The 15,279-nt window shown below is 66.5% G+C and carries 15 protein-coding genes; 5 read left to right on the top strand and 10 right to left on the bottom strand.

What is annotated here, in order from left to right; all coding sequences use genetic code 11:
- Position 1: 1 nt before the first annotated feature.
- The 4 genes from mltG to C1H69_RS11165 are packed head-to-tail and all read left to right on the top strand — an operon-like array spanning position 2 to position 3,057.
- Positions 2-1,006, top strand: coding sequence for an endolytic transglycosylase MltG (gene mltG, locus C1H69_RS11180; RefSeq protein WP_102653490.1), 1,005 nt, complete (start codon positions 2-4; stop codon positions 1,004-1,006).
- 46 nt (positions 1,007-1,052) lie between these two features.
- Positions 1,053-1,706: a dTMP kinase gene (tmk, locus tag C1H69_RS11175; protein WP_102653489.1), complete on the top strand. Its 654-nt coding sequence runs from the start codon at positions 1,053-1,055 to the stop codon at positions 1,704-1,706.
- Positions 1,697-2,698: a DNA polymerase III subunit delta' gene (locus C1H69_RS11170; RefSeq protein WP_102653488.1), complete on the top strand. Its 1,002-nt coding sequence runs from the start codon at positions 1,697-1,699 to the stop codon at positions 2,696-2,698. The genes tmk and C1H69_RS11170 overlap by 10 nt, the downstream gene beginning before the upstream one ends.
- A gap of 23 nt (positions 2,699-2,721) precedes the next feature.
- Positions 2,722-3,057 (top strand): PilZ domain-containing protein, encoded by a 336-nt coding sequence (locus tag C1H69_RS11165; RefSeq protein ID WP_102653487.1) that lies wholly within the window; start codon positions 2,722-2,724, stop codon positions 3,055-3,057.
- Here C1H69_RS11165 and C1H69_RS11160 read toward each other — a convergent pair.
- Genes C1H69_RS11160 through frdA form a run of 7 tightly spaced genes read right to left on the bottom strand, consistent with a single transcriptional unit; the run spans position 3,045 to position 9,583 of the window.
- Complete coding sequence (locus C1H69_RS11160) at positions 3,045-4,454, bottom strand: AMP-binding protein (RefSeq protein WP_102653502.1); 1,410 nt, start codon at positions 4,452-4,454, stop codon at positions 3,045-3,047. The genes C1H69_RS11165 and C1H69_RS11160 overlap by 13 nt on opposite strands.
- Positions 4,447-5,400 carry an o-succinylbenzoate synthase gene (gene menC / locus C1H69_RS11155; protein WP_102653486.1) on the bottom strand — a complete coding sequence of 318 codons (954 nt, stop codon included), beginning with the start codon at positions 5,398-5,400 and terminating at the stop codon, positions 4,447-4,449. The genes C1H69_RS11160 and menC overlap by 8 nt, the downstream gene beginning before the upstream one ends.
- Positions 5,400-6,260, bottom strand: a complete 861-nt coding sequence (gene menB / locus C1H69_RS11150) for a 1,4-dihydroxy-2-naphthoyl-CoA synthase (protein ID WP_102653485.1) — start codon at positions 6,258-6,260, stop codon at positions 5,400-5,402. Before menB ends, menC begins: the two co-directional genes overlap by 1 nt.
- A gap of 32 nt (positions 6,261-6,292) precedes the next feature.
- Positions 6,293-6,673, bottom strand: a complete 381-nt coding sequence (gene frdD, locus C1H69_RS11145; protein WP_102653484.1) for a fumarate reductase subunit FrdD — start codon at positions 6,671-6,673, stop codon at positions 6,293-6,295.
- Between the two features lies 1 nt (position 6,674).
- Entirely contained in the window at positions 6,675-7,067 is a 393-nt protein-coding gene (locus tag C1H69_RS11140; protein WP_102653483.1) for a succinate dehydrogenase/fumarate reductase transmembrane subunit, read from the bottom strand.
- 9 nt (positions 7,068-7,076) lie between these two features.
- Positions 7,077-7,802, bottom strand: a complete 726-nt coding sequence (locus C1H69_RS11135; RefSeq protein ID WP_102653482.1) for a succinate dehydrogenase/fumarate reductase iron-sulfur subunit — start codon at positions 7,800-7,802, stop codon at positions 7,077-7,079.
- Positions 7,799-9,583, bottom strand: coding sequence for a fumarate reductase (quinol) flavoprotein subunit (frdA, locus tag C1H69_RS11130; protein ID WP_102653481.1), 1,785 nt, complete (start codon positions 9,581-9,583; stop codon positions 7,799-7,801). Before frdA ends, C1H69_RS11135 begins: the two co-directional genes overlap by 4 nt.
- Before the next feature lie 351 nt (positions 9,584-9,934).
- On the opposite strand from frdA, the gene C1H69_RS11125 reads away from it, so the two are divergent.
- Positions 9,935-11,404, top strand: a complete 1,470-nt coding sequence (locus C1H69_RS11125) for an anion permease (RefSeq protein ID WP_102653480.1) — start codon at positions 9,935-9,937, stop codon at positions 11,402-11,404.
- Between the two features lie 12 nt (positions 11,405-11,416).
- Here C1H69_RS11125 and menH read toward each other — a convergent pair whose 3' ends face one another.
- The 3 genes from menH to C1H69_RS11110 are packed head-to-tail and all read right to left on the bottom strand — an operon-like array spanning position 11,417 to position 15,240.
- On the bottom strand, positions 11,417-12,205 hold the full coding sequence (menH, locus tag C1H69_RS11120; RefSeq protein ID WP_240609910.1) for a 2-succinyl-6-hydroxy-2,4-cyclohexadiene-1-carboxylate synthase: 789 nt from the start codon (positions 12,203-12,205) through the stop codon (positions 11,417-11,419).
- Positions 12,195-13,934, bottom strand: a complete 1,740-nt coding sequence (menD, locus tag C1H69_RS11115) for a 2-succinyl-5-enolpyruvyl-6-hydroxy-3-cyclohexene-1-carboxylic-acid synthase (RefSeq protein ID WP_102653479.1) — start codon at positions 13,932-13,934, stop codon at positions 12,195-12,197. The genes menH and menD overlap by 11 nt, the downstream gene beginning before the upstream one ends.
- Positions 13,935-13,941: 7 nt before the next feature.
- Positions 13,942-15,240, bottom strand: a complete 1,299-nt coding sequence (locus C1H69_RS11110) for an isochorismate synthase (protein ID WP_102653500.1) — start codon at positions 15,238-15,240, stop codon at positions 13,942-13,944.
- Between the last annotated feature and the right edge of the window lie 39 nt (positions 15,241-15,279).

Below are 15,279 nucleotides of genomic sequence, written 5' to 3'. Positions count from 1 at the left end.
CATGCTGCGTCTAGTCAAGTTTCTGGCGGTATTGGTGATAGTGGTCGCCGCGGCGGCCTTTGCCGGTTATCGCTATTGGGAGAGTCGGCTCGAGGCGCCGATCGCCGTTGAGGAGGAGACCCTCTACGAGGTGCCGCGCGGTGCGGGTTTCAATCGGGTGGTGGCGGATCTGGCCAGCCGGGACATCATCCGCGATGACTGGGCCTTTCGCCTGTTGACCCGGATCGAACCCGAGTCGATACCGCGCTTGCGCGCCGGTGAATACATGCTGGAGCCCGGCATGAGTGGCCGGGAACTGGTCGAGCTGCTGGGCAGTGACCGCGTCGTCACCTATCCGCTGACCATTCCCGAAGGATGGAATTTCCGCCAGATGCGGGCCCAACTGGATGCCGCTCCCAAGCTGGAGAGCCGTACGGCCGGGCTCTCCGACGAGGAGGTGATGGTGCTGCTGGAGCGAGAGGGGCGTTACCCGGAAGGCTGGTTCTTTCCCGACACCTACCGCTACCACAAGGGGATGAGTGACCTGGATATCCTGCGCCAGGCGCTGGTGAGGATGGAGCGTATCCTCGACGAGGTGTGGGAAAACCGCAGCGACGACCTCACCATCGAAACGCCCTATGAAGCGCTGATCATGGCCTCGCTGATCGAGCGTGAAACCGGAGCTCCCGAGGAGCGGCGCGAGATCGCGGGTGTCTTCAAGCGGCGTATGGAAAGCGGCATGCGTTTGCAGACGGACCCCACTGTCATCTACGGCATGGGAGAGCGTTACGATGGGCGAATCACCCGTGCCGACCTGCGCGAGGCGACGCCCTACAACACCTATGTGATCGACGGGATGCCACCCACACCGATCGCCATGCCGGGCCGTGCCTCGCTGGAAGCGGCCGTTGACCCGTTGCCGGGCGAAACGCTCTACTTTGTGTCCCGTGGGGACGGCACCCATCACTTCTCGCGTACACTGCGTGAGCACAACAATGCCGTGAACCGCTATATCCGCAATCGCTGACCGGGCAGGGCCGCCTGGCGACAGTAACCGGAGTACAGGAGACTCGATGCAGCAGCGTGGACGTTTTATCACCCTGGAAGGGAGCGAAGGTGTCGGCAAGTCGACCAACCTCGACTGGGTGGCCCACTGGCTGACGTCCCGTGGCGTGGAAGTGGTGCGGACCCGCGAGCCGGGCGGCACCCACCGGGCCGAGGCCATTCGTGAGCTGCTGCTGGACCCTTCCGGAGACGAGCCGCTGGATGCGGATGCCGAATTGCTCCTGGTCTTCGCCGCTCGAGCCCAGCACCTGGCGCACAAGATCCGTCCCTCTCTCGATCGTGGAGCCTGGGTGCTGTGCGACCGCTTTACCGATGCCACGTTTGCTTACCAGGGCGGTGGGCGGGGTATCCCGTTCTCGCGTATCGCCGCACTGGAAGCCTTCGTCCAGGGTGATCTCGAGCCGGACCTGACCCTGTTGCTCGACATGTCGGTGGAACGCGCTCAGCTGCGCCTGCAGGGGCGCCTGTCGGCCAGTGGCACGAATCGCGATCGTTTCGAACGGGAACGCACCGCCTTTTTCGAGGCCGTGCGCCATGCCTATCTGTCCCGGGCGGCGGACTCACCCCAGCGCGTTGCGGTGGTCGATGCCGATGCACCGCTGGAAACCGTACAAGCACGTCTGTCGGCCTGCCTGGAAGCACGGGTGGCACCATGGCTGTAGAGAACGCAGAGGTTTCGCTTCCACTTCCGTGGCAAGGCGGCCTGTGGCAACAGTTCCTGTCACAGTATCGGGATCGGCGCCTGCCCCACGCACTGCTGCTGTCCGGCCCCCACGGCGTGGGCAAGCAGCAGTTTGCCGAGGCGGTGATTGCCCGGCTGCTCTGCGTGACGCCCGGCGAGGCGGTCTGTGGACACTGCCACGGCTGCCATATGCTGGGGGCCGGCTACCACCCCGACCTCCTGCGTGTCTCGCCGGAAGAGGGCAAGCGGCAGATCCGTATCGACCCGATTCGTGCCGTCAACGCCTTCGTTGCCCAGACAGCCCAGCAGGGCGGATATCGCGTCATCGTCTTCAATCCGGCCGAGGCCATGAACGTGGCCGCCGCCAATGCCCTTCTCAAGAGCCTGGAAGAGCCGGGGGAGCGAACCCAGTTCATCCTGCTGGCGGACGTGCCGTCGCGACTGCTGGCCACCATCCGGTCACGCTGCCAGCACTGGAACCTGCCTGTGCCGGAAGCGGGGCAGAGCCAGGCCTGGTTGGCCGAGCGGCTTGGCGGCACGGAAGAGGCGGCTTTCTGGTGGCAGGTCTCGGGTGGTCTGCCGCTGCTGGCTGCCGAACTGGCGGCACCCACGGCGCGCGCCTTGCGCCAGCAACTCCACGATACCTTCGATGCACTGGTGCGCGGGGCGGAGCCGGTGATGGAGGCTTCCCGGCTCGACCGCCAGTCCATCGAGTCCATCCTGTGGTACGGTATCGCCTGGCTTGAAGACCTGATTCGGCTGGGGCTTTCCGGCGATGCGGCCCGAGTCCGCAACCCCGACCTGCTGCCGCTTTTCCGTCAGGCGATCAAGAATGCCCGCGTGCGCGACTGGTTCCGCCTGCTGGACTATGCTCGGGAGCAGCGTCGGCTGTTGGCCGCTGGTGGCAACCCCAATCCCCAACTGGTCCTCGAAGCCTGGCTGGTTCGCTGGTCGGCCCTGTTGCGTTCCTGACGCCAGATCAAGGGAGAGATCACGTGGCACCCCAGAAAGCCCTGTCACTGACCATTCAGGACGAGCAGACGCTGCTCTCCGCCTACATGCCGTTGCTGGAGCGGGGCGGCATCTTCGTGCCCACGCGGGAGCGTTACGAACTGGGCCAGGAGGTCCACCTGCTGCTGGCCCTGCCCGGCGACAGCGACCGGGTGCCGGTGACGGGTCAGGTTGTCTGGGTCTCGCCTGATGGTGTCGTGGGGCGCCGTGTAGCGGGTATCGGCATCCACTTCAGTTCGGAAGACCAGTCGGTGCGGGATCGTATCGAGACGCTGCTGGCCGGCCAACTGGACCCGGGGGCGCCCACCTATACGCTCTGACAGGGCTGATCCGACGCGGCCTCGCTGGCGAGAGAGGCGAGCGCCTGGCGCGACGGCTTGAGCCCCTCGCCCAGGTCGGGCCAGGGTAGCCAGGCATCGGGCACCATGTGGCCGGGCAGCATCTCACGCAGCCAGGTGGCGAGCTCGGCGCCGGCGACGGGGTGTCCGTGCCAGTCGACGAAGGCGACCGGACGTGCGCCCCACTCCTCGCTATCGATCGGCACCACGATTGCCTGGGCCACCCCGGGATGGTCAACCAGGCGTTGCTCGATCGCCTCCGGCTGGATATTCTCGCCGCCTGAGATGAAGCGGTGGTCGAGTCGCCCCTCTACCACCAGTTCGCCGCCTTCGGTGAAGTACCCCTTGTCGCGGGTGTGGAACCAGCCCTCGGCGTCGCGGGCTGGGTCGAGGCGATCGCCGTCGACATAGCCGTCGAACAGGGTGTCGCCCCGCACCAATATCTCGCCGTTGGCGATTCTGACTTCACGACCGGGCAGTGGCTGACCCACTACGCCTGGTCCCGTCGGCACGCCACTACATACCTGGCTGGCCATCTCGGAAAGGCCATAGCTCACCTTGGGTGCAAGCCCGAGGGCCGTGAGCTTTTCCACCAGCGGCGCGGGAATCGCCGCGCCACCGAGCAGCAGCTCGCGCAGGCGAGTGCGGCGCGGCGTGAAGCTTTCGCCGAGCAACCGCCAGAGCTGCGTCGGCACCAGCGAGAGGTGGGTGATGGGCTCGCTCTCCAGCCTGGCCGCGAGCGGGCGGTCGCGGTCGTCCATTACCAGGCGCGCGCCGGCCAGAAAGACGCGAAAGGGGATGGCGTAACCGCCGACATGGAACAACGGCAGCGACAATAGCCAGCCGCACTCGGCATCGAGGGGAATGAGCTCGGCTGAACCGCGAGCCGAGGCGAGGTGGTTGCCGACACGGTGCAGCACCGCCTTGGGTTGGCCGCTGGAGCCGGAGGTCAGGATAGTGTCGCATGGCCGCGCCGGGTCAAGTGCCGGGAGCTGGGATATCTGCGCTTCATGGGAGAAGTCGAGTCGCAGGGTTTGCCAGTTCCCGTCGGGTGCTTCCCCGTTCCGAACGTGGAACGTTCGCACGTCAAGCCGTTTGGCCAGAGTGGCCTGCCTGGCGGGGGGAAAGGCGGGGTTGAGCGGACAGAAGACGATGCCTGAGCGTAGGCAAGCCCAGGCCAGCAATACCTCCTCGAGGTTGCCGCGGGCCGCTGCCATCAGCCGGTCTCCGGGTGTCAGGCCGGATGCAGTGAGCTGTGCACAGAGGCTGGCCAGACGTCTGTCCAGGGTACGGTAGCTAAGGCTTCCCTGCGGGCCCTGGATAGCGGTACGGCTGGGGGCAATGTTCGCCCAATGATGAATGGGGCAGATCTCAGTCATGGCGGTCGTCACGATAACATTCGTCGTAGAAGAGACGGGTCAGAAAATCGGGTCGAGGCTGGTGGCGTTCATCCAGCAACGAGGAGGCCAGCCAGTGACGCGTGTCGAGGCCCGGGGCCTGGCCCGGCGCCCACTCGGCGGCCAGCCGCGCCAGTAAACCGAGTCCCAGGTCGGATTCGAAGCTCGAGGAGGCCACTACCTCGAGTCCCAGCGTTCGGGCCTTGGTGACCAGGGCCTCGCTGTGAGCCAGCGAGCCCAGCAGGGTGGGCTTGAGCACCAGGGCCTTGAGTTGCGCGATGGGGTGCCAGGGAGCGCGACGCGTCAGCAACTCGTCGAGTGCCACCGCGATACCGGTGGCCTCGGCGACGGCGGCGATGTCGGCGAAGTCGGCACAGGGGTCTTCGAGATAGTCGATGCGCCCCGGCTCCAGCTGTGTACAGAAGGCGAGAGCCTGTGTCCGTGACCAGCGGCAGTTGGCGTCGAGTACCAGCTCGAGAGAGGGGTGGTGCTCACAGATGTGCTGGATCGACGCCAGTTCGTCGGCCATGGGGTGGCGAGCGACTTTGAGCTTGACCTTGCGCAGCGCTCTCCCGCGCCGAGTGCCGACAGATGCCAGCCACTCCTCCGGTGTACCGCGCAGCAACGGATAGGGTTCGGGCAGTGGTGCGGCACGTGTCGGCCATCGTCGGCGCGCGCAGTCGAAGCCGAACTGGACCGAGGGCAGCCGCGGGGCGATCTTCTCGCCGCGCCGTAGTGCTGCGAGGCATGTCAGGCTTTCCCCTTCGGCATCGCTCAGGTTCTCCCGGGAGAAGCCGGGCAGTGGGGCGATCTCGCCCCACTGCCCGGCGACATGCACCAGTAGTCCCTGACGTTCGTCCAACCGACGGCCTCCGAGCAGCAGGGGGTGCGTCAGAGGCAGGCGGTAGCGATACAGGGCGAGGGTCATCAGGGATTGCGCGGGTAGCGGGAGAAGTCGGGGCGGCGCTTCTCGTTGAAGGCATTGCGCCCCTCCTGCCCCTCCTCCGTCATGTAGAACAGCATGGTGGCGTTGCCCGCCAACTCCTGCAGCCCGGCCTGGCCGTCGCAGTCGGCATTGAGGGCGGCCTTCAGGCAGCGCAGCGCCATGGGGCTGTGTTGCAGCATCTCGCGGCACCAGCGCACACTCTCCCGCTCCAGTTCGGCCAGCGGCACGACATCGTTGACCAACCCCATCTCCAGTGCTTGTCGAGCGTCGTACTGGCGGCACAGGAACCATATCTCGCGGGCCTTCTTCTGGCCGACGATGCGTGCCATATAGGAAGCGCCGAAGCCGCCGTCGAAGGAGCCCACCTTGGGGCCGGTCTGGCCGAAGATGGCATTGTCGGCGGCGAGGGTTAGGTCGCACATCATGTGCAATACATGACCGCCGCCGATGGCGTAGCCGGCGACCATGGCCAGTACCGGTTTGGGACAACTGCGGATGTCGCGCTGGAAGTCGAGCACGTTGAGATGATGGACGCCCTCGTCGTCCCGGTAGCCGCCGTAGTCGCCGCGGATGCGCTGATCGCCGCCGGCGCAGAACGCCTTGTCACCGGCGCCGGTGAGAATGATCGCGCCCACCTCGCCATCGTGACGAGCCGCACATAGGGCCTGGATCATCTCCGCGACGGTACGCGGGCGGAAGGCGTTGCGCACCTCGGGACGGTTGATGGTGATCCTGGCGATGCCGTCGGTGGAGGTATGGTAGAGAATGTCCTGATAACCGGTGGAGCGATCATGCCACTCGATGGGAGCGTAAAGCTCCGCTTCTGTCATGCCTTCGATCATCTTGGCTCTCCTCTGGTCGGGGTGGGAGACGCTCAGCGCAGCATGCCCAGCAGCACGACGCCCAGCGCCAGGGTACTGAACAGGGCGGCGGCGCCGTACATGAGCCACTTGTTGGTGCCGTCGCTGCCCAGCGTCAGGTCGAACAGGCCGTGACGAATCCGGTGGGCGGCGTGGAAGAGCGGCAGGCAGATCGTCGCCCCGACGAAGATCAGGCCGGGCAGGCCGAACAGCAGCGAGGAGGCGCGCTGGTGGCTCAGCGCATCCGCCGGCAGCAGCCCGGCGGGCAGCAGCAGGGCCAGGAACAGTACCGCCGAGGGCACGAACAGCGCGAAGCAGACGCCACCGGCGCTGAACAGGGCCCACCACAGCGGCTCGTCGTATGCCTGGCGGCGCTCCGGATGGTGCTTGGTCATCTCATGCCCTCCCGAATAGCCATACGAACAGCAGCAGCACGGCCAGCACCCCCGCCCACTGGCCCGCCACCATGAGGCTGGCCGGGACGGCGCGCTTCCCCAGGCGTAGCGGCATCACGCGGGGGAAGAGCTGGAAGAAGGTCCAGGCGTGGTAGAGGCTGGCCGCCAGCGCCAGCGCGTTGAGGGCGACGACCGGCGGGGAGCGCATGAAGCCGAGCCAGCTCTGCCAGGCGTCGGGGCCCCGCAGCAGGGCGACCGTGCCGGCCAGCAGGCAGGCGATGAAGAACACCAGCGGCAGCACCGTGGCTTCCCGCGCCATGTAGGCGATGAAGAAACGGTGCTTGAGCCACCAGTTCCGCGGCAGCGGCGGGTGCGCTCTCGGCGGCTTGTGCATGTGATCTCCTTAGCCTTTGAACAGCGCGATCAGCGTGTGCTTGGCCGATTCCACCTTGCCCTGGTTGACGGCGGCGGCCGGATCGACGTGCTTCGGGCAGACCTGGGAGCAGAAGCCGACGAAGGTGCAGCTCCAGACGCCGTCGTGGCGGTTGAGCTCGGGCATGCGCTGTGCCTTGCCCCGGTCGCGGCTGTCGAGGTTGTAGCGGTGGGCGAGGGTCAGCGCCGCCGGGCCCAGGAATTCCGGATTGAGGCCGAACTGCGGACAGGCCGAGTAACAAAGACCGCAGTTGATGCAGTTGGAGAACTGCCTGTAGCGGGCGAGCTGCTGCGGTGTCTGCCGGTAGGTCTCGGTCGCCTCCTGCTGCTGGGCATCGTCGATCAGGTAGGGTTTCACGGCGGCCAGGTGCTCCAGGAAGATCTCCATGTCGACCACCAGGTCGCGCCGCACCGGGAAGTGGGCCAGCGGCTCGATACGGATCTCTGCATCATACTCTCGAAGGAAGGTATTGCAGCCCAGCTTGGGAATGCCGTTCACCATCACCCCGCAGGAGCCGCAGATCGCCATGCGGCACGACCAGCGGTAGCTCAGGCTGCTATCCAGGCTTTCCTTGACGTGATGGAGCGCGTCCAGCAGCGAGGTGCTGTCGTCGACCGGTACCTCGAACGGCTGCCAGAAGGGGGCGTCGTCCCGCTCGGGAAGATAGCGTCTGATGCTGATCTGCTTGGTGGTCATGGGCGTGATCCTTTGCCGGCGTCGCCATAGACTCGGGCCGCGGGTGCGGAGACGCGGGTGTCCACCTCCTGCCAGCGCAGCTCGGCCGGGCCGTCGTGGCGATGGAAGACCTGGCTATGCTGCAGATAACGGGCGTCGTCCCGCTCCCGCATGCCTTCGTCGAGGCGCTGGTGGGCGCCGCGCGACTCGCACCGCTCCAGGGCGCCCAGGCAGGTCGCCTCGGCGATGTCCAGACCGAAGCCAAGCTCGATGCACTCCAGAAGCTCGGTGTTGTAGACCTTGCTGGTGTCCCCGACCCTGATCTCTCGATAGCGCTCACGCAGCCGGCGCACGGTCTGCAGGGCGTGGCTCATGCCGTCCTCGGTGCGGTAGATGCCGCATCCCGACTCCATGGCCTGGACCAGCTCGCGCTTGAGCTGGACCCAATTCTCGCTTCCCCGACCGTCGCAGAGCCGGGCGAGCTTGGTGCGCTGCCCGTCGGCCTGTTCCTCCAGGGCGCGCATGTCGGCGAAAGTCGTCTCCGCTGCTCGCAGACTGGCCTGTTCCCCGGCCAGGCGACCGAAGACCAGCAGTTCTGTGAGCGAGTTGGAGCCGAGGCGGTTGGCGCCGTGCAGTCCCACCGAGGCGCACTCCCCGGCGGCGAACAGGCCCGTCACGCTGGTCTCGCACTGTGAACCGGTCTCGATGCCACCCATGGTGTAGTGCACCGCCGGACGGATCGGGATGGGCTCGCGCACCGGGTCGACGTTGATGTAGGCCTTGGCGAGCTCGCAGATGAAGGGGAGCCGTTCGTGCAGGAAGGCTTCGCCCAGGTGGCGCAGGTCGAGATAGACTACGTCACTGCCGGCGAAGGTGCCGGTACGACCCGCTTGCTGCTCCTGCCAGAACGCCTGGGACAGCTTGTCCCGGGGGCCGAGCTCCATGTACTTGTTCTGCGGCTGGCCCAGCGGGGTCTCGGGGCCGAGGCCGTAGTCCTGGAGATAGCGATAGCCGTCCTTGTTCAGCAGGATGCCGCCCTCGCCGCGGCAGGCCTCGGTGATCAGGATGCCGGAGCCGGGCAGCCCGGTGGGGTGGTACTGGACGAACTCCATGTCGCGCAGGGGCACACCGTGGCGGTAGGCGATGGCCATGCCGTCGCCGGTGACGATGCCGGCATTGGTGTTGAAGCGGAACAGACGTCCCGCTCCACCCGTGGCCAGGATCACGGACCTGGCGCGCAGCAGGGTCAGCTCGCCGGTGGCCACCTCCAGGGCGATGATGCCGGCCACCGCGCCGTCACAGACGGCCAGGTCGAGGACGAAGTATTCGTCGAGACGCTCGATCTCGGGATACTTCAGCGAGGTCTGGAACAGGGTGTGCAGCATGTGGAAGCCGGTCTTGTCCGCCGCGAACCAGGTCCTGGCGGTCTTCATGCCACCGAAGCGGCGCACCTGCACGCTGCCGTCGTCCTTGCGGCTCCAGGGACAGCCCCAGCGCTCCATCTGCACCAGTTCCCTATGAGCGTGACGCACGAAATAGTCCGCCACCCCTTGCTCGACGAGCCAGTCGCCACCGGCCACGGTGTCGTCGAAGTGCGCCTGCAGCGTGTCGTCCGGACTGGTGACCGCGGCGGCGCCGCCCTCGGCGGCCACCGTGTGTGAACGCATGGGATAGACCTTGGAGAGGAGGGCGATGCGCTGTGGCCGGCGGTCGCTCCTGGCCTGCTCGGCGGCGGCGATCGCGGCGCGCAGTCCGGCGCCGCCGCCGCCCACGATGGCGATATCGCAATCTCGATGCTGCATGGTGATGCGGCCCCTGTCCGGTCCCTGGTCTCCCGCGCCCATGTCACAATGTCAGGCGCGACGTCAGGCGCGAAGGTTGGCGGGAGTTCGCGTAGCTCGATTGGCGTACGACTTCGAATCAAGACTAGCATGCCGTTCCGAGAGGGGACCACTTGAGCTCATCCTCATACATGTCGATCTTGATGCACGTCAAGCTCTCGCCCGTTCCGGCTTCTCCGCTGGGGGTTCGTCATCTAGCCTGCGGTCTAGGGAGCGGAGGGGGCATCCTGTCCCTCGACGTTCCCGGCGCGCCACGTCTTGCAACGACCGATTTATCACGACCGGTTGTAACGACTACGAAAGGAACGGCTCATGAACCTCAACGGGACACCCTTCTCCTCATGGAAGTCACTGGCGCCCCTCATCGTCACCGTCGCGGTGGCGCTGTGGCCGACTCCCGACGGGCTGTCTCCCCACGCCTGGTATTTCTTCGCCATCTTCCTCGGCTGTGTGGTGGGCCTGATCCTCGAGCCCCTGCCGGGTGCGGTGATCGGGCTGATCGGCGTCACCACGGCGGCGCTGCTCGCGCCTTGGGCGCTGTTCTCGCCGGAGCAGCTCGCGGCGCCCAACTTCAACGCGGCCAACCAGGCCTTTGCCTGGGCGGTGTCCGGGTTCACCAACTCCACCGTGTGGCTGATCTTCGGTGCCTTCATGTTTGCCCTGGGCTATGAGAAGACCGGCCTTGGCAGACGCATTTCTCTCTGGCTCGTAAACGCCATGGGCAAGCGCACCCTAACGCTTGGCTACGCGGTGATGATCTCGGATTCCATTCTTGCCCCTTTCACACCATCCAATACGGCGCGTAGTGCGGGCACCATTTATCCCGTCATTCGCAACCTTCCGCCCCTTTACGATTCGTACCCTAATGACCCAAGTATGAGGCGTATGGGTAGCTTTTTGATGTGGACAGCGCTGGCCTCTACCTGTGTTACCAGTTCGCTGTTTCTAACCGCCATGGCTCCAAACTTGTTAGCCATCGCTCTGACCGAGAGCGCAACCGGCATTCAGGTCAACTGGGGACAATGGTTCATGGCAATTGCCCCAGCGGGCATTTTGCTGCTGCTTCTGGTACCGCTACTGTGCTACTGGCTATGCGCCCCTGAAGTGAAAGCAGGCCATGAAGTTTCTGACTGGGCTAGAGACGAACTTAAGAAATTAGGCGCTCTTACTCGTAAAGAGATAGTGCTGGTGCTGATGGTCGTCACGGCCCTATTGATGTGGATTTTTGGCGGCAACATCATCTCCGCATCGCTGGTAGGGCTCGTGGTAATTTGCGGCATGCTGCTGACCGGCATCGTAACTTGGGACGATATCCTCAATAACAATGCGGCCTGGAATACTTTTGTATGGTTTGCCACGCTGGTGGCGCTGGCAGGTGGGCTAAGCCAAGTGGGATTTGTGCATTGGTTTGGTACCGTCGTAGGCGGGCAGATAAGTCACTTCAACCCACTGATGGCCATGGTGGCGTTGGTCGTACTGTTCTACGCTTTGCACTACTTCTTCGCCAGTATCACCGCCCACGTGACGGCGCTGCTGCCGGTGATCCTCGCCGCCGCCTCGGGCATTCCCGGCCTCGACATGCAGATGTTCGTGCTGCTGCTGCTGCCGACCCTGGGCTTCATGGGCATCCTGACCCCCTACGGCACCGGTCCGAGTCCGGTCTACTATGGCAGTGGCTACTTGCCCAGCGCACTCTTTTGGCGCCTTGGGGCGATCTTCGGGCTGCTGTTCCTGGTGGTCTGGCTGGTGGTCGGCGTGCCCTGGCTGGCGCTGATCTTGTGACGCATTGAGTGATCACTCCTGCGGGGAGCCGTCGCGACACCAGGCGCGTACCGCCTCGGCCACGTTGCCGGGGCGGGTGGCGTGCAGGTTGTGCCCGCCGTCGAGCGCCACATGCCTGACGTGGTGGCAGCGCTGCGCCAGTCGGCAAGCCAGCCCATGGAACTTTGCATCGCGGCGGCCGGAGAGATACCAGACCGGCAACCCGGCGTCGCTCAGCCAGGCGACAAGGTCGGGCTGCCTGCCGAGTGAGGTGGCACGCAACATCGCCGCCACAGCGGGGCCGTCATTGTCGAGACGGCGGGCGACATGGCGCCTGCGTGTCGCCGCGTCCAGGTCGGCGAACACCGGCTGTCGATACCAATCCTCCAGCACTGCCTCGAGCGGCTCGCCCCCGAAACGCCCGGCCCAGGCCATGTCGTGCGACAAGCGGGCGGCTCGTTCGTCGACCGGCAGGCCTGGGTGGGCACTCTCCAGTAGCAGGCTCACCAGGCCCGGCGGACGTTGGCTGGCGTGGTAGAGCGCCAGGCGCCCGCCGAGGGAGTAGCCCAGCAGCCGATAGCGCGGGACACCGAGTGCCGCCAGGGCTTCGGTGAACCAGCGCTCGGCCTCGTCGAAGGAGTCGACCTGCCGATGGCGGTTGGCGCCGTGACCGGGCAACTCTAGCGCGATGCACTCCTGCTCGGGGAGCCGCTCGATGAGTGCGCGCCAGTCGCGGCGATCGCCGAGCAGGCCATGCAGCAGTACGATGGGCGCTTCGTCCGGTTTCGGTGGTGGGGCCGGTATCGAGAGGTCAGCGTTCACGCAGACTCGCTCCCAGCGCTTCGATATCCTCGGCGACCTGTTCGCCAGGCACCTTGATTTCGATCAAGGTCGCTCCCGATTGCAGCGCCTCAGCGTAGCATGTCTCGAATTCGTCCAGCGTGGTCGGGGCCGCGTAGCCCAGGCCGAACATGGCGGCGGCATGTTCGAAGCTCAGCCCATGGGGCAGCAGATAGTCGCTCTCCAGAAGGCCTTCCTGGCACGGCACCGGCAGCAGGCGGAAGATGCTGCCGCCGTCGTTGTTGAGCAGGATCACCACCAGCGGGTGTGACGCCTGGCCTAGCAGGGCCAGGCTGTTGAGATCGTGCAGTGCGCTGATATCGCCGAGCAGCAGGGTGGTGGGCTCGTCGCGGCTCAGGGCGAAGCCGCAGGCGGTGGCGATCAGACCATCGATGCCCGAAGCGCCACGGTTGGTCGTTACCCGGCTGGGTCCCGCACCGGTGGTGCCGAGCATCTCCATCAGGCGTGCCGGCAGGCTGTTGCCGACCATCAGTTGGCCATGCACCAGGCGGGCCAGGCGGTGGCAGATGCCTACCTCCGAAAAGTGGCTGCAGGCCGCCTCGACGGCGGCGCTGGTCCTCGCCTGACGCTCGGCCAGCCGGTGCCAGGGCGCGCTTGGCGGAGAAGACTGGGACGGCGAGGGGTGGGCCGCAATGAACTCGCTGGGCCGGCACACCAGGCGCCGCCGCACGCGATGATCGGGATCGAGGCGGGAAGGATGGGGGTCGACCAGCCAGTAGTCGCGCCACGTGTGCCATGCGATGAAGCGTCCCAGGCGCTTCGAGATCAGCCGGGCGCCGAACTGCAGCAACACCTCGGCGCGCCTTAGCTCGTCCACGAAGGCGTCGTCGTGGAGTGCCAGGTCGACATGGCGCAGATTGCGCCCATCGAAGCGGATCTGGCTCTGCAGGTCGGCCACCAGCGGCCAGCCGAGCCGTTCGGCCAGCGCCGCCACCCACCGGCCCTCGGCGGGATCGTCGATGCATCCGGCGACGACCAGGCCGGGCCGAGCCTGGAAGGCTTGCCAATCCGGCAGGGGGGAGCAACCGCCGGGTACCGGTTCCCAGGGGCTCCAGGGGCGAGCGGTGCCGAGCCAGTTGCCCAGCGGCGCCAGGTAGGCGCTGGCGTCGATGGGGCGCTCGCCGGGGTAGAGCGGCTCGGGATAGCGGCAGTTGAGGTGGACCGGGCCGGGGTGGCGACGTTGGTGCGCCAGTGCCTGGTCCAGGGTGCTTAGCACGAAGGCCGCCGCGATGTCGGGGGTAGGGCTGGGCAGGTCGCGGTGGAAGACTACGTGGCGGGCGAACATGTCTCGCTGGTCGATCGCCTGATTGCTGCCGTTGTCGATCAGCTCGACGGGACGATCGGCGCAGAGCAGCACCAGCGGTACGCCGCTCTGGGAGGCCTCGATCACCGCCGGATGGAGGTTGGCCACCGCCGTGCCCGAGGTGGTGATGATCGCCACTGGGCGACGACTGCCCTTGGCCAGGCCCAGTGCCAGGAATCCCAGGCCGCGTTCGTCGAAGTGTCGGTGACGGTGAAACCCCGGATGCGCGGCGGCCGCCATGATCAGGGGCGAGGAACGCGAGCCCGGCGCCAGGACGATGTCCCGGACACCGAGCCGCTGGAGTTCCTCCAGCATCAGCGCGGCCCAGAGGTGGTTGAAAGTATCGTGGTGGCGGGGGAAAGGGGGCGTGGCGGCATCGGTGGACATGGCGATCTCATCCCAGCAAGGACATAACGTCGGCGATCTTGGCTTCCAGCTCGTCCCATTCGGCGGCGGGGACGGAACCGATGACGATGCCTGCTCCGGCATACAGTGTCACCGCCCCGGCGGTGACGCGGGCACAGCGAATGGCCACCGTCAGTTCGGTGGTCTCATGGCTCAACATGCCGCAGGCGCCGGCGTACCAGCCACGCCGGTGGCTCTCGTGACGGCGGATGAACTTCAGCGCCGCGTCGCGCGGCGTGCCGCCGACCGCCGGCGTGGGATGCAACGCGGCCAGGAGGTGCCGATCGCGCACCCAGGGATGCAGCTCGGCCTCGATGTCGCGCCGGATGTGTTGCAGCGCGCGCAGCTTGACGATACCGGGCTCCGCGAGGCTGGCGTGGTGGGAGAGCGGGGCGAGCCGCGCCAGAATGTCGGCATGCACCAGTTGATTCTCCCGGCGGTTCTTGGGATCGGCGAGCAACTCGGCCGCCAGCGCCGCGTCCCGGGCGGGATCGCCGTCGCGCCGCGAGGTGCCGGCCAGCGCCTCGCTGAGCAGCCGGGTGCCCTCGCGTCGGTAGAGGCGTTCAGGGGAGCAGCCGATGAAGGCCGCTTCCGGGGCGAACTGGAAGCCGAAATGGAAGCAGTCGCCGGCGAGTTGGCGCCACTGGTTCAGCAGTATCCAGGGATCCACCGGCTGGGCAGTGGCCAGGCGGCTCTCGCGGGAGAGCACTACCTTTGGCGTCCGTGCCTGGTCGGAGAGGAGCGTGGCCTGCGTTATCCACTCGGCCCACTCCCGAGCGGAGGGACGGTCGTGGCGAGTGAATCCGGTTGGCGTCAAGGGGGCGGGAGACAGCGCCGGGCGCAAGGCGTTCAGGGCCGCTTCGGCTGCATCCAGCTCCGCGTCGCGGTCGCGTCCATCGAAGTACAGGTTGAGATAGAGCACGGCTCGGCCCGCTCGATGCTCGAGTTCGAGGCGTGGCAGCACGAAGCGACAGGCGCCGAAGCCGGGCCAGCCCAGTGCCTCGGCGTCGAAGGCCAGGCCGCCGAAGTAGCGCGGCGTCTCGACGCCGTCCGGTGACGCGGCCGGCTCCCATTCATGCGTCGCGGTGACCAGGTGAGCGCAGCCGATCCCCGCATGTTCGCAGGCGTCTTTCCCTCTGGAGCGCCAGTAGAAACGCGGCAGCACGGATTGCGCACGCAGCCACTCCAGGGGACGCTCGACCATGACGGGCCAGCCCAGGCGTACGAAGCCGCTAGGTGTCTGGGTGCGCATGGCACTCAGGCGCCTGGTGATGGCGGAAGGCGGCATGACCAGGCGACCAGGACCATCAAAACACGGGGGTATCAT

This window comes from Billgrantia endophytica, from assembly GCF_002879615.1.
GTDB classification, from domain to species: Bacteria; Pseudomonadota; Gammaproteobacteria; order Pseudomonadales; family Halomonadaceae; genus Halomonas; species Halomonas endophytica.
This window is presented reverse-complemented; position numbering and strand designations above follow the sequence as displayed.

Coding starts and splice junctions, on each gene's coding strand:
- mltG (WP_102653490.1), top strand. CDS start 2: ATGCTGCGTCTAGTCAAGTTTCTGGCGGTATTGGTGATAGTGGTCGCC.
- C1H69_RS11135 (WP_102653482.1), bottom strand. CDS start 7,802: ATGACCACCAAGCAGATCAGCATCAGACGCTATCTTCCCGAGCGGGAC.
- frdD (WP_102653484.1), bottom strand. CDS start 6,673: ATGACCAAGCACCATCCGGAGCGCCGCCAGGCATACGACGAGCCGCTG.
- frdA (WP_102653481.1), bottom strand. CDS start 9,583: ATGCAGCATCGAGATTGCGATATCGCCATCGTGGGCGGCGGCGGCGCC.
- C1H69_RS11140 (WP_102653483.1), bottom strand. CDS start 7,067: ATGCACAAGCCGCCGAGAGCGCACCCGCCGCTGCCGCGGAACTGGTGG.
- menC (WP_102653486.1), bottom strand. CDS start 5,400: ATGACCCTCGCCCTGTATCGCTACCGCCTGCCTCTGACGCACCCCCTG.
- C1H69_RS11110 (WP_102653500.1), bottom strand. CDS start 15,240: ATGCCGCCTTCCGCCATCACCAGGCGCCTGAGTGCCATGCGCACCCAG.
- menD (WP_102653479.1), bottom strand. CDS start 13,934: ATGTCCACCGATGCCGCCACGCCCCCTTTCCCCCGCCACCACGATACT.
- tmk (WP_102653489.1), top strand. CDS start 1,053: ATGCAGCAGCGTGGACGTTTTATCACCCTGGAAGGGAGCGAAGGTGTC.
- C1H69_RS11125 (WP_102653480.1), top strand. CDS start 9,935: ATGAACCTCAACGGGACACCCTTCTCCTCATGGAAGTCACTGGCGCCC.
- C1H69_RS11170 (WP_102653488.1), top strand. CDS start 1,697: ATGGCTGTAGAGAACGCAGAGGTTTCGCTTCCACTTCCGTGGCAAGGC.
- menB (WP_102653485.1), bottom strand. CDS start 6,260: ATGATCGAAGGCATGACAGAAGCGGAGCTTTACGCTCCCATCGAGTGG.
- C1H69_RS11160 (WP_102653502.1), bottom strand. CDS start 4,454: ATGACTGAGATCTGCCCCATTCATCATTGGGCGAACATTGCCCCCAGC.